Annotated in this window: 10 protein-coding genes; 5 read left to right on the top strand and 5 right to left on the bottom strand. The window is 72.8% G+C overall.

Features of this window, described 5'->3' with window-relative positions; all coding sequences use genetic code 11:
- The first annotated feature begins 70 nt into the window (after window positions 1-70).
- Both FOF52_RS07875 and ctaD read left to right on the top strand, forming a co-directional pair.
- Window positions 71-1837, top strand: coding sequence for a thiamine pyrophosphate-dependent enzyme (locus FOF52_RS07875; RefSeq protein WP_248593173.1), 1767 nt, complete (start codon window positions 71-73; stop codon window positions 1835-1837).
- A gap of 9 nt (window positions 1838-1846) precedes the next feature.
- A complete protein-coding gene (ctaD, locus tag FOF52_RS07870) occupies window positions 1847-3532 on the top strand; it encodes an aa3-type cytochrome oxidase subunit I (protein ID WP_248593172.1) in 1686 nt (561 codons plus the stop codon).
- A gap of 127 nt (window positions 3533-3659) precedes the next feature.
- Here ctaD and FOF52_RS07865 read toward each other — a convergent pair whose 3' ends face one another.
- The 5 genes from FOF52_RS07865 to FOF52_RS07845 form a co-directional block, all read right to left on the bottom strand.
- Window positions 3660-4583 carry a sulfite exporter TauE/SafE family protein gene (locus FOF52_RS07865; protein ID WP_248593171.1) on the bottom strand — a complete coding sequence of 308 codons (924 nt, stop codon included), beginning with the start codon at window positions 4581-4583 and terminating at the stop codon, window positions 3660-3662.
- A gap of 218 nt (window positions 4584-4801) precedes the next feature.
- Window positions 4802-6151, bottom strand: a complete 1350-nt coding sequence (locus FOF52_RS07860; RefSeq protein ID WP_248593170.1) for an LLM class flavin-dependent oxidoreductase — start codon at window positions 6149-6151, stop codon at window positions 4802-4804.
- 34 nt (window positions 6152-6185) lie between these two features.
- Entirely contained in the window at window positions 6186-7034 is an 849-nt protein-coding gene (locus FOF52_RS07855; RefSeq protein ID WP_248593169.1) for an ABC transporter permease, read from the bottom strand.
- The gene (locus FOF52_RS07850; protein WP_248593168.1) at window positions 7027-7869 is read right to left on the bottom strand and encodes an ABC transporter ATP-binding protein; all 843 of its coding nucleotides are present in this window, start codon (window positions 7867-7869) and stop codon (window positions 7027-7029) included. The genes FOF52_RS07855 and FOF52_RS07850 overlap by 8 nt, the downstream gene beginning before the upstream one ends.
- The gene (locus FOF52_RS07845) at window positions 7866-8969 is read right to left on the bottom strand and encodes an ABC transporter substrate-binding protein (protein WP_248593167.1); all 1104 of its coding nucleotides are present in this window, start codon (window positions 8967-8969) and stop codon (window positions 7866-7868) included. The genes FOF52_RS07850 and FOF52_RS07845 overlap by 4 nt, the downstream gene beginning before the upstream one ends.
- Window positions 8970-9231: 262 nt before the next feature.
- Here FOF52_RS07845 and FOF52_RS07840 point away from each other — a divergent pair, with 262 nt between their 5' ends.
- The 3 genes from FOF52_RS07840 (at window position 9232) to FOF52_RS07830 (ending at window position 12569) form a co-directional block, all read left to right on the top strand.
- Window positions 9232-10314, top strand: a complete 1083-nt coding sequence (locus tag FOF52_RS07840) for a VIT1/CCC1 transporter family protein (protein ID WP_248593166.1) — start codon at window positions 9232-9234, stop codon at window positions 10312-10314.
- Between the two features lie 103 nt (window positions 10315-10417).
- Window positions 10418-11941: an aldehyde dehydrogenase family protein gene (locus FOF52_RS07835; RefSeq protein ID WP_248593165.1), complete on the top strand. Its 1524-nt coding sequence runs from the start codon at window positions 10418-10420 to the stop codon at window positions 11939-11941.
- Between the two features lie 73 nt (window positions 11942-12014).
- Window positions 12015-12569, top strand: a complete 555-nt coding sequence (locus tag FOF52_RS07830) for a GNAT family N-acetyltransferase (RefSeq protein ID WP_248593164.1) — start codon at window positions 12015-12017, stop codon at window positions 12567-12569.
- Window positions 12570-12582 lie beyond the last annotated feature (13 nt).

The raw sequence follows: 12582 nt of genomic DNA, 5'->3' as shown, positions 1-12582 counted from the left end.
CGCGCGGGACCGCGGAATTTGGCGGAGGGCCCGGTGTTTGCCCGCCCGCGGCGGGGATAGTGCGGACGCCATGACTCGGATCGCGTCGGAAGTGCTGGTCGAGCGGTTGGCCGAGTGGGACGTCGACACCGTCTTCGGGCTGCCCGGGGACGGCGTCAACGGAATCATGGAGGGGCTGCGGCGGCACCGGGACCAGGTCCGTTTCGTCCTGGTCCACCACGAGGAGGCCGCCGCCTTCATGGCCTGCGGGTACGCCAAGGCCACCGGTCGCCTGGGGGTGTGCCTGGCCACCTCCGGCCCCGGCGGCATCCACCTGCTCAACGGCCTGTACGACGCCAAACTCGACCACGCGCCCGTGCTGGCGGTCACCGGAATGCAGGAGACGTCGGTCCTGGGCACCGACTACCAGCAGGAGGTGCGCCTGGACCAGCTGTTCGCCGACGTCGCCGAGTACAACCAGGTGATCACCAACCCCGTGCAGCTGCCCGGGGTCGTCGACATCGCGGTGCGCACCGCCCTGGCGCGGCGCGGCGTGGCCCACCTGACCTTCCCCAACGACCTGCAGGTCGCCGACGCCGACGCCGACCCGTGGGCGCACGTCGCCCCGGCCCGGCCGCCGCGCTCCGCCCCCCGCTACCTGGCGCCGCCGGGACGGCCCCGGCAGGAGGACCTGGAGCGGGCCGCGGCGCTGCTCAACGCCGCCCGCAGACCCGCGCTGCTGGTGGGAGCGGGCGCGCTGGGCGCGGGGGCGGAGGTGGCCCGGGTCGCCGAACTGCTGGGCGCGCCGGTCGTCAAGACCCTGCCCGGCAAGGCCGTCATCGGCGACGACTCGCCGCTGACCACCGGTGGGCTCGGCCTGCTGGGCACCCGCCCCAGCGAGGAGCTGGTCGACGACGTCGACGTGCTCTTCATGATCGGCACCAACTTCCCCTACACCGCGCACCTGCCCGAACCCGGAACGGTGCGCGTGGTGCAGTTGGAGGCCGACCCGGTGCGGGCGGGCCGCCGCCTGCCCACCGAGGTGCCCATGATCGGCGACGCGAAGGAGGGGCTGCGGGCGCTGCTGCCGCTGCTGCGCCGCAACGGCGACCGCGACCACCTCGCCCGCTACCAGCAGGCCATGCAGCGGTGGCGTTCCGACATGCGAGCGCTGCAGACCCCGGCGCGGCACCCGGTCGCACCCCAGTACCTGATGGCGGTCGTCGACGACCTCGCCGCTGACGACGCCATCCTCACCTGCGACAGCGGCACGGTCGCCACCTGGGCGGCCCGGCACTGGACCATCCGCGGCGACCGCGGCTTCTACCTGTCGGGCAACCTCGCCAGCATGGCGGCCGGGCTGCCCTACGCCGTCGCCGTGCAGCACGCCTTCCCCGGACGCCAGGTCATCGCGTTCGTCGGGGACGGCGGGTTCGCGATGCTCATGGCGGAGTTCCTCACCGCGGCCCAGCACCGGCTGCCGGTCAAGGTCGTGGTCAACAACAACAACTCCCTCGGGCAGATCCTGTGGGAGCAGATGGTGCTCGGCTATCCCGAGCACGGGGTGCGCTATCCCGAGCCGTTCACCGACTTCTCGTCCTGGGCGAGGGCCTGCCACGGGTACGGGGCCAAGGTCACCCGGGCCGCGGACCTGCCGGGAGCGGTGCGCGCCGCCCTGGCGCACGACGGCCCGGCCCTGGTCGACGTGGACGTCAACCCCGACGAGCCGCCCATGCCCGGAAAGGTCACCCACGAGCAGGCGACCAGGTTCGCCGAGGCGTTCCTCAGGGGCCAGCCCAGACGGGTGGCGATCGCCTCGACCCTGTTCCGGGACCGCATCCAGCAGATGGAAGGGTGAGTGACGACAATGACCGCCTCAGACGTGGTGCAGCCGACCACCGCGGCGCCCCGGAAGCAGCCCAGGGGCTCGGTCCTCGCCTCGTGGCTGTCCTCCACCGACCACAAGGTCATCGGCTACCTGTACATCATCACCGCGTTCTTCTTCTTCCTGGTGGCCGGGGTCATGGCGCTGCTGATCCGGGCCGAGCTGATGTCCCCCGGGCTGCAGCTGATGAACAACGAGACCTACAACCAGTTGTTCACGGTGCACGGCGGCGCCATGCTGCTGCTGTTCGCCACCCCCATGTTCACCGGGTTCGCCAACGTCGTCATGCCGCTGCAGATCGGCGCGCCCGACGTGGCCTTCCCCCGGTTGAACATGTTCAGCTACTGGCTGTTCCTGTTCGGCGGGCTCATCGTCATCTCCGGGTTCGTCACCCCGAGCGGTGCGGCGAGCTTCGGCTGGTTCTCCTACACTCCGCTGTCGGACGCGGTGCGCTCCCCCGGCATCGGCGGCGACCTGTGGGCGATCGGGCTGGTCGTCGCCGGTCTGGGCACCATCCTGGGGTCGGTGAACTTCATCACCACCATCGCGTGCATGCGCGCGCCCGGCATGACCCTGTTCCGCATGCCGATCTTCACCTGGAACGTGCTGTTCACCGGGATCCTGGTGCTGCTGGCCTTCCCGGTGCTCACCGGTGCGCTCGCGGCACTGGTCGCCGACCGCATCCTCGGCGCGCAGGTCTTCAACCCCGCGCACGGCGGCCCGATCCTCTACCAGCACCTGTTCTGGTTCTTCGGCCACCCGGAGGTCTACGTCATCGCGCTGCCGTTCTTCGGCATCGTCACCGAGGTCGTTCCGGTGTTCAGCCGCAAGCCGCTCTTCGGCTACAAGGGCATGGTGGGGGCGACCGTCGCGATCACCGGGCTGTCGATGACGGTGTGGGCGCACCACATGTACCCCACCGGCGCGGTGCTGCTGCCGTTCTTCGCCTTCCTGTCGTTCCTCATCGCGGTGCCCACCGGGGTGAAGTTCTTCAACTGGATCGGCACCATGTGGCGCGGCCAGCTCACCTTCGAGGCGCCGATGCTGTTCGCCATCGGCTTTTTGGTGACCTTCCTGTTCGGCGGGCTGACCGGGGTGGTCCTGGCCTCTCCGCCGCTGGACTTCCACGTGCACGACTCCTACTTCGTGGTCGGCCACTTCCACTACGTGGTGTTCGGCACCGTGGTGTTCGCGATGTTCGCGGGCTTCTACTTCTGGTGGCCCAAGTTCACCGGGAAGATGCTCAACGAGACGCTGGCCAAGTGGCACTTCTGGACGCTGTTCCTCGGCTTCCACGGCACCTTCCTGGTGCAGCACTGGCTGGGGGTCATCGGCATGCCGCGGCGCTACGCCGACTACCTGCCCAGCGACGGGTTCACGCTGCTCAACCAGATCTCGTCGGTGTCCTCCTTCGTGCTGGGCGCCTCCACGCTGTTCTTCCTCTACAACGTCTGGTGGACGGCCAAGTACGGCAAGCGGGTCGAGGGCGACGACCCGTGGGGCCACGGCGCGTCCCTGGAGTGGGCGACCTCGTGTCCGCCGCCGCGGCACAACTTCACCTCGCTGCCGCGCATCCGCAGCGAGCGCCCCGCCTTCGACCTGCACCACGGTCACCGGTTGAACCCGACCAGGGAGCCGCTGATCGGCCAGCAGCGCACCGAGGAGTAGCGGTCCTCCCGGCCGGCCGGGGCCGCCGCGCCCCGGTCGGGGTACAGGAGACGGTCGGGCGTCGCGCGCTGCGCGTGCGGACGCCGCCCGGGGCACCGGCGGCGTCCGGCGTCCCGGGCGGCGCGGACTACTCCTCGGCGGGGACGGCTTCCGGGGACTGCCGTGTCCGGTCGACGGCGCAGGCACGCCGGTCGGCCAGGTGGGCGCGGACCGACCAGGCGACCGCGGCGGCCCAGAGCAGCCAGACGAGCGCGTAGACGGCCGTGCGGACCGGGTCGGAGACGGTGACCCAGTCGCTGGTGAGGATGGTGCGGGTGTTGGTGAGCAGGATCAGGCCGCCGACCGCGGAGCCGAGGACGCGCGGAGGGAAGACCCGGACGATCCAGGCGGCGACGGGGGCCGCGGCGACGCCGCCGACGAGCAGGGCGACGGCCCAGCCCGGGTTCACCCCGGCCGAGCCCAGCCCCACGAGGAAGCCGAGGCTGGCCGCGAGGGCGACGATGAACTCGCTGGTGTCGATGGAGCCGATGACCTTGCGGGGTTCCATGCGTCCGCTGGCCAACAGGGCGGGGGTGCCCACGGGGCCCCAACCGCCGCCGCCGGTCGCGTCGACGAACCCGCCGAACAGGCCGAGCGGGATGAGGAAGCGCCTGCGGACGGGCCTGCCGAGGCTGCGGGTGGACACGCCCCAGGCGGTGAAGCGGACCAGGAGGTAGAGGCCGAGGGCGAGGAGGATCGCGGACATGACCGGTTTGGCGACCTCGGTGGACAACCCGCTCAGGAAGGTCGCCCCGGCGAAGGCGCCCACCGCGCCGGGCAGGGCGATGCGTCCCACCACCTTCCAGTCGACGTTGCCCAGCCGCCAGTGCGCCACGCCCGAGGCGAGGGTGGTGCCGATCTCGGCGAGGTGGACCGTGGCCGAGGCGGCCGCGGGGTTGGTGCCGATGAGCAGCAGGAGGGTGGTGGAGGTGACGCCGTAGGCCATGCCGAGGCTGCCGTCGACGAGTTGGGCGAGGAAGCCCGCCAAGGCCAGGAGGACCAGGGTGCGCATGGGGACGGGCCTTTCGGGAGGCGAACCTGTTTCCCTATTAATTTAGTCGGCTTTGTGGGTTTTGGGAATCCGTCGGTCGCCGGATCCGTGGTGCTGTGCTGGTCGCACGCCGGACGGGGGCACCGGCTCCTCCGGCGGGGCGGCCGTGCCGCGGGGACGCGGCCCGCGGTTCCCGTCCCGCCGCGCAGGGGGCCGCGGCGGGACGGGACGCCGGGAGGTCAGACCGCGATCCCCGAGCTGTCGGAGCGCTCGAAGACACTGGCGGGCCGGTCCAGTCCGTAGTGCTCCCGCAGGGTCCGGCCGGTGTAGTCGGTGCGGAACAGGCCGCGCTCCCGGAGGACGGGCACCACGTGGTCGACGAAGTCCGACAGGCCGCCGGGCAGGTAGGGAGGCATGATGGTGAACCCGTCGGCGGCGCCCTCGGTGAACCAGGTCTGCAGTTCGTCGGCCACCTGTTCGGGGGTGCCGGCGAACGTGCGGTGGCCGCGGCCACCGCCGAGGCGGGAGATCAGCTGCCGCACGGTGAGCGACTCGCGTTCGGCCAGATCGGCCACCAGGCGGAACCGGCTCTGGTTACCGCGGATCTCGTTCGCGGGCGGCAGTGGCGGCAGGGGGGCGTCCAGGGGGTGGCCGGTCAGGTCCACGCCCAGGGTCCGGGAGAGCTGCCGCAGCGCGTGGGCGGGGGAGATGAGTTCGGTGAACTCCTGTTCGAGCTCCCTGGCCTCGGCCTCGGTGTCGGCGATGAACGGCACGATCCCGGGCAGGATCTTGATCCCGTCGGGGGAGCGCCCGTGGGCGGCGAGCCGCCCCCTGAGGGTGGAGTAGAACCGCTGCCCCTCCTCCAGGGTCTGCTGCGCGGTGAACACCGCCTCGGCCCAGCGGGCCGCGAAGGCGATGCCGTCCTTGGAGGAGCCCGCCTGGACCAGCACGGGGCGGCCCTGCGGAGGCCGCGGGCTGTTGAGCGGACCGCGGATGGTGAACCGGGGACCGGCGTGCTCGACACGGTGGACCCGGTCGGGATCGGCGAAGGTGCCGCTCCCGACGTCCAGCACGATCGCGTCGTCCTCCCAGCTGTCCCACAGCCGCACCGCCGCCTCCAGGAACTCGTGGGCGCGCGCGTAGCGCTCCCCGTGGTCGGGGATCCGGTCGAGACCGAAGTTCGCGGCCTCGTCGGCGCCGCCGGAGGTGACGATGTTCCACCCGGCCCGCCCGCCGCTGATGTGGTCCAGCGAGGCGAACGCCCGGGCCAGGGTGAACGGGTGGTGGTAGCTCGTGGAGGCGGTCGCGATGAGGCCGATCCGCTCGGTGGCCGCGGCGACTGCGGTCAGCAGGGTGACCGGTTCGAAGACGGTGGTGACGTTGTGCTCGACGCGGTGTCCCACCGCCAGGCCGTCGGCGAGGAAGACCGCGTCGAGCCTGCCGCGCTCGGCGATGCGTGCCAGGTCCTGGAAGTGCGTGGCGTCGAAGACGCGGCGTGCCTCGGTACGGGGGTGCCGCCAGGCGGCCTCGTGGTGTCCCACGCCCATGAGGAAGGCGTTGAGGTGCATCTGCCGTCGGGGGTGCGTCATGGTCTCTCCTGTTCGCACGGGTGGGGCGGACGGATCAGGCGCGAGCGGGGCGCCAGCGGGAGAAGCGCCGTTCCAGGGAGGCCAGGACCTGGTTGAGGAGCAGGCCCACCACTGCGATCGCGATGATTCCCGCGTACATGTGGGTGATCTGGAAGTTGAGCTGGGCGGCGTTGACGAGGTGACCGAGGCCGGAACGGGCCCCGACCATCTCGGCGGCGACGAGGACCAGGAGGGAGGAGGTGCCCGCCATCCGGATCCCGGTGAAGACCGAGGGGAGCGCCGCGGGCAGGACGACCCTGGCGAACACGCCCACGGGCGAGAAGCCGAGGGAGACCGCCGACTTGACCAGCAGCGGGTCCACGGTGCGCACCCCCGTGGCGGTGTTCAGCAGGATCGGAAAGGTGCAGGCGTAGATCACGAGCGCGATCTTGGAGGCCTCCCCGATGCCGAGGACGAGGACGAAGACCGGCAGCAGGGCCAGGGCGGCGGTGTTGCGGAACAGTTCCAGCAGCGGGGCGAGCAGGTCGTGGACCGGGCGGTACCAGGCGAGGAGCACGCCCAGGGGGACCGCCGCGGCCACGGCGACGAGGAACCCGGTCAGGCCCCGGCCCAGGCTCGCCGACACGTGCTCGCCCATCTGGCCGTTGCGGATCAGGACCGCCAGGGTGTCGAGCACCTCGCTCAGCGGCGGCAGGAAGACGCGGTCCACCAGGTCGAGCCGCGGGGCGGTCTCCCACAGCAGCAGGAGGGCGGCGACGGCGGCGCAGCGCCTGGCCCACCGGGCGGCGGTGTGGAGGAGCCACGCCGTCGGCGGCGGAGGGCCGGGGAGGCCCGGCGTGCGGGGAGGCGACGCGGGTGCGGGGGGAGCGAGCGTGTCAGCCATGGGGGAGGTCCTTCCGGGAGGCGGCGGTCCGTTCGAGGCGCTGGGCGGCGGTCACCTCGCCGCGCAACTCGGTCCAGACCGTGTGGCGGTACTGCCCGAACACGGGGTCGGAGCGCGGGTCCGTACCGGCGCCCCGGTCGAGGCCGATGTCGATCACGGTCTTGATCCGTCCGGGGCGCGAGGTCATCACGGCCACCCGCTGCCCCAGGTAGACCGCCTCGTCGATGCTGTGGGTGACGAACAGGACGGTCTTGCCGGTGTGCGTCCAGATCCGCAGCAGCTCGTCCTGCAGGGCTTCGCGGGTCTGGGCGTCCAGGGCGGCGAACGGTTCGTCCATCAGCAGCACCTCGGGGTCGAAGGCGAGGCTGCGGGCGATGGCGACGCGCTGCCTCATGCCGCCGGACAGTTCGTGGGGGTAGTGCTCCTCGAAGCCGGCGAGGCCGACCAGTTCCAGGTACTCGCGGGCTCGCCGGGCGCGTTCCCGGCGGGCGACCCGCTTGGCCTCCAGGCCGAACTCGACGTTGCCCCTCGCGGTGCGCCAGGGCAGCAGCGCGTACTGCTGGAAGACCAGGCCGCGGTCCAGACCGGGGCCGGTGACGGGGGAGCCGTCCAGCAGGATCCTTCCGGAGGAGGGGCGGGACAGGCCGCCCAGCAGGTCCAGCAGGGTGGACTTGCCGCAGCCGCTGGGGCCGACCAGGACCAGGAACTCCCCGGCACCGATGTCGAGGGTGACGTCCTCCAGTGCGGTGAAGCGGGCCGGGGCCCGGCGCGGGCGGTCCGGGTCGCGCACGGTGAACTCGTGCCGGACGTGCTCCAGGCGCAGTTTCGGGGTCACCGCCCGCCTCCGGCGGTTCCGTGGGGGCCGGAGGCGGCCGAGGGGGCGGCGGACACGGGTTCGCCGTCGGGGCCGGAGTTCGGCGCGTAGGTGCCGTTGGCGTAGGGGTTGAACTCGTTGGTGTAGACGTCGGCGAGGGCGATGCGGCCCTCGGCGAGCTCTCCGTTGCGCACCAGCCAGTCGTGCCAGACCGAGAACTCCCTCTCGGCGATCACCCCGCCGGGTCCGGCCACCCCGTCGCTCTTCCAGTACTGGATGGTCTCGGTGTCCTCGTTGCGGCCCCGGCGTTCGATGACGGCGACGAACCGGTCCACGACCTCCTCCCGGGGCCTGGTCTGCGTCCAGCGGATGGCGCGGGACACGCCTTCGACGAACGCGCGTGTGGCGGCGGGGTCGCGTTCGATGAAGTCGTTGCGCAGGACGATGCTGCCGTAGCTGAACGCGTGGAGGTCGGTGTCGGTGAAGAGCGGGCGCAGGCCGCCGCGTTCCAGGGCTTTTTCCCGGTGGACGCCGCTGAGGGTGGCCACGTCCACCTGGCCGCTGCGCAGCGCCTGCTCGGCGTTGACGGGTGGGACGACGGTCAGTTCGACCCGGGCGGCCTCCTCCCCGGTCAGGCCGTTGCGGGCCAGCCACTCGCGGACCACGAACTCGTGGTGCGCGCCGAGGGTGTTCATCGCGACCTTCGCGCCGACCAGGTCGCGGGCCCCGGTGAGGGGGCTGTCCTCGGGCACGTAGTAGCCGCTGTAGGTCGTCTCGTCGGAGCCGTAGTAGGCGAGGACGGCGGTGACCGGGGCCCCGGCGGCGACGAGTTTGAGGATCGCCCCGTTGAACGCCCCGCCGTACCCGGTGTCTCCGGTGGCGGCGGCCTGGATGGACTGGGGGCCGCTGGTGGTGTCGCCGACCCACTCCAGTGCGACGCCGTCGAGGTAGCCGAGGTCGACGGCGAGCTCGGGGAAGCTGACGGCTCCCGGGGAGCCCTGGTGGCGCAGGACGGTGGCCTCCCCGGCGGCGCCCGGGCTGTGCGACGGGGCGCACGCGGTCAGGAGGGGAGCGGCCGCGGCGGTCGCGGTGTACCGCAGGAAGTGTCGTCTGGTGTGCATGGCTGCTCTTTTCCGTGGCGGCCGGGCGGGTGGCACGGCCGCGGCGAGAGGCGGGAGGGAAGGCCGCCGGCGTCCGCGGCAGCGGCCGGACGTCATGAAGGTATGTCGCCCCGCATCTAAAGTCAACTAAACAAGTAGGAATTATCTGGAATCGGAGGTGGGGCCCGCAGCCGGCGGCGGGAGCGGGCCCGGCCTGCGGGGACGCGGAACCGGCGGCCGGTCCGCCGTGTAGCCGACGGCGGATCGAGGAAGAAGACCCCGCATGGACGAGCAGCGACCCGGGCTTTCCGATCCGTCCCCCGCGACACTGCGCCGGTGGCGCCGCAGGCTCGCCGACGAACGGGAGGAGGCCCGGGTCTACCGGGAGCTGGCCGAGCGCCGCCACGGGGAGGAACGGGAGATCCTGCTGGCTCTGGCCGAGGCCGAGGCGCGCCACGCCGCCCACTGGGAGCGCCTGCTGGGCGAGCGGATCGGCAGGCCGCGGCGCGGCACCCTGCGCATGCGGACACTGGCCTTCCTCGCCCGCCACCTCGGCTGGGTGTTCGTGCTGGCGCTGATGCAGCGGGCCGAGAACCGCATCCCCTACGGAGCCCCCGACGTCCCCGCGTCCATCGTGGCCGACGAGCGGATCCACGCCGAGGTGGTGCGCGGACTGGCGATGCGGGGCCGCGCGCGCCTGTCCGGCACCCTGCGCGCCGCGGTGTTCGGCGTCAACGACGGCCTGGTCAGCAACATCGCCCTGGTCCTCGGCGTGGTCGGCGGCGGCGCCACCCCCGGGACCGTCCTGCTCACCGGACTGTCCGGCCTGCTGGCCGGGGCGCTGTCGATGGCCGCGGGCGAGTACGTCTCGGTCAGCTCCCAGCGGGAGCTGTTGAGCGCCTCCGCCCCCGACGAGGCGGCCCGCGAGTCCATCCCCCGCCTCGACGTCGACGCCAACGAGCTCGCCCTGGTCTACCGGGCGCGCGGCATGTCCGCGGAGGAGGCGCGGCACCGCGCCGACACCGTGCTGCGCCGCAGCAGGACCGGCCCGCTGCCGGAACTCCCCGGCGTCGCCGACCCCGAGGTCGTGGGCACCGGGTTCGGCGCGGCCGTCTCCAGCTTCGTGTTCTTCGCCGCCGGCGCGGCACTGCCGGTGCTGCCGTTCCTCGCTGGGATGGCGGGCGGGGCCGCGGTCGCGGTGGCCGGAGCGGTCACCGGGGCGGCGCTGCTGGCCGTCGGCGCCGTCGTGGGCGTGCTCTCGGGGGCCCCGCCGCTGCGGCGCGCGCTGCGCCAACTCGCGATCGGCGCGGGCGCGGCGGCAACCACCTACCTGCTGGGACTGCTGTTCGGGGCGACGGTCGTCTGACCCCGACACCCCCGTTCCGCCCGGCCACGGCGGTGTTTGCGGGGCAGGCGCCCGGGTAGCCGCGCGGAACGACGCGACCGTCACGCACACGGGGGCAGCAGGGATGACTCAGACAGCGGGCAGCAGACAGCAGGTCCTCACCGGGCTGCTGATCGGCGGGGAGATCGAGGGAGCCGAGGACTGGTTCCCGGTCTTCGACCCGGCCGCCCCCCAACAGGTCGTCGGGCACGCCGCGGCGGCGACCCCGGAGCAGTCCCGGCAGGCGGTGGACGCCGCCGACGCCGCGTGGCCCGCCTGGAGCGCGCTGGAACCGGAACAGCGCGCCGAACTCCTCCTGGAGGCGCTGCGGAACCTGGCGGAGGACCACGACGCGCGGGTGGAGCTGCTGGTCCGGGAGAACGGCAAACCCCGTGCCGAGGCGCAGGCCGAGCTGGCGGTGTTCGCCCGGCGGTGCACGCTGGCCGCCGGAATGGCCGGGGAGCTGCGCGGGGTGCGCCGCCTGCTGCCGCAGCCCCGGCAGGAGGGCACCGTCCCGGTCGGCGCGGCGGAGAGCGGGACGGCGGCCCCGCCGCGGCTGCGCTCCGAGATCTCGGTGATGCCGCTGGGCGTGGTGACGATCATCATCCCCTACAACTGGCCGCTGGCGGTCCTCGCCGCGAGCCTCCCCTACGCCCTCGTGGCGGGCAACAGCGTGATCGTCAAACCGCCGCCCACCGCCCCCCTGACGGTGGTGAGCACGCTCCGGCTGCTCGCCGAACGGCTGCCCGCCGGGGTGCTCAACGCCGTCACCGGAAGCAACGAGGCCGTCTCCCCGCTCGTCCGGGACCCGCGGGTGCGGCGGATCGTCTTCACCGGCAGCACCGAAACCGGCAGGCACATCATGCGGGTGGCGGCCGACAACGTGACCCGGGTGACGCTGGGGCTCGGCGGCAACGACCCCGCGATCGTCCTGGACGACGCCGAACTCGGCCCGGCCACGATCGAGCGCCTGACCGTCGGCTCCTTCCTGACCGCCGGCCAGGCGTGCACGGGCGTCAAACGCGTCTACGTGCACCGGTCCCGCTACCACGAACTGGTCGAGGGCATGTCGGCGCAGCTGGCCGGCCACCGGATCGGCCACGGGCTGCACCCGGACACCACGATGGGGCCGCTCAACAACTCCCGGCGGCGCGACCACGTGCGCGACCTGGTCGACCGGGCCCGGGCCGTGGACTGCGAGGTGCGCGAGTTCGGCACGTTCGGCGACGAGGTGGAGCTGAGCGGGGGCTACTTCCTGCGTCCCGCCCTGGTCCTGGACCCGCCGCACGACGAGAGCATCGTGGTCGAGGAGCAGTTCGGCCCGGCCCTGCCGATCCTGCCCTACGACGACCTGGACCGGGTGGTCGACACGGTCAACCGGGACTGGTCGGGGCTGTGCTCGTCGGTGTGGAGCGCCGACCTGGACCGCGCCGGCGAGGTGGCCGCACGGCTGCGTACCGGCACCACCTGGATCAACGACGTCACCGCGGTGGCCGCGGACGACCGCGCGCCGTTCGGCGGGTTCCGGCAGAGCGGCATGGGCCGCGAGATGGGTTTCGAGGGCCTGATGGAGATGACCGAGACGCACACGGTGACCTACCCGCGGTGAGGCGGGACGCCACCGGTTCCCGCGGCCGGTAAACCGGTGGACCCGGCGGCCCTGCCCGTCCGACGATGGGGGCATGCGGGTTTTCCTGAAGACCGGACGCCTGGTGCTGCGCGAGTTCACCGAGGCCGACGCCGCGCACCTGGACGCGCTCGGCAACGACCCCGCCGTCATGCGTTTCATCAACGGCGGCCGCCCGGTCAGCCCGGAGACGGTGCGCACCGAGGAGCTGCCGCGCCGGATGCGCCGCCACCCGTGCACCGGGGAGTGCGGCTACTGGGCGGCCGAGGACCGCGGCGGACGCTTCCTGGGCTGGTTCGAGTTCCGTCCGCTGGACGACGGCGCGCGGACGGTGGAGCTCGGCTACCGGCTGTGCTCCGACGCCTGGGGCAGGGGGTATGCCACCGAGGGGGCGCGGGCCCTGCTGCGCACCGGGTTCACCGAGTGGGGGACGGCGCGGGTGGTCGCCTTCACCATGGCGGTCAACACCCGCTCCCGGCGGGTGATGGAGAAGGTGGGGCTGCGCCACGTCCGCACCTTCCACGGCGACTGGCCCGAGCCGATCCCGGGCGCCGAGCACGGCGAGGTGGAGTACGCCCTGACGCGGGAGGAGTGGCTGGCCGGGCGGTGAGGCCCGTGCCGCC

Origin of the sequence: Thermobifida alba (genome assembly GCF_023208015.1) — a bacterium.
GTDB lineage: Bacteria > Actinomycetota > Actinomycetes > Streptosporangiales > Streptosporangiaceae > Thermobifida > Thermobifida alba.
This window is presented reverse-complemented; position numbering and strand designations above follow the sequence as displayed.

Bases quoted from the DNA above. Each gene is read 5' to 3' on its own strand.
- FOF52_RS07865 (WP_248593171.1), bottom strand. From the start codon at position 4,583: ATGCGCACCCTGGTCCTCCTGGCCTTGGCGGGCTTCCTCGCCCAACTC.
- FOF52_RS07875 (WP_248593173.1), top strand. From the start codon at position 71: ATGACTCGGATCGCGTCGGAAGTGCTGGTCGAGCGGTTGGCCGAGTGG.
- ctaD (WP_248593172.1), top strand. From the start codon at position 1,847: ATGACCGCCTCAGACGTGGTGCAGCCGACCACCGCGGCGCCCCGGAAG.
- FOF52_RS07860 (WP_248593170.1), bottom strand. From the start codon at position 6,151: ATGACGCACCCCCGACGGCAGATGCACCTCAACGCCTTCCTCATGGGC.
- FOF52_RS07845 (WP_248593167.1), bottom strand. From the start codon at position 8,969: ATGCACACCAGACGACACTTCCTGCGGTACACCGCGACCGCCGCGGCC.
- FOF52_RS07830 (WP_248593164.1), top strand. From the start codon at position 12,015: ATGCGGGTTTTCCTGAAGACCGGACGCCTGGTGCTGCGCGAGTTCACC.
- FOF52_RS07855 (WP_248593169.1), bottom strand. From the start codon at position 7,034: ATGGCTGACACGCTCGCTCCCCCCGCACCCGCGTCGCCTCCCCGCACG.
- FOF52_RS07840 (WP_248593166.1), top strand. From the start codon at position 9,232: ATGGACGAGCAGCGACCCGGGCTTTCCGATCCGTCCCCCGCGACACTG.
- FOF52_RS07835 (WP_248593165.1), top strand. From the start codon at position 10,418: ATGACTCAGACAGCGGGCAGCAGACAGCAGGTCCTCACCGGGCTGCTG.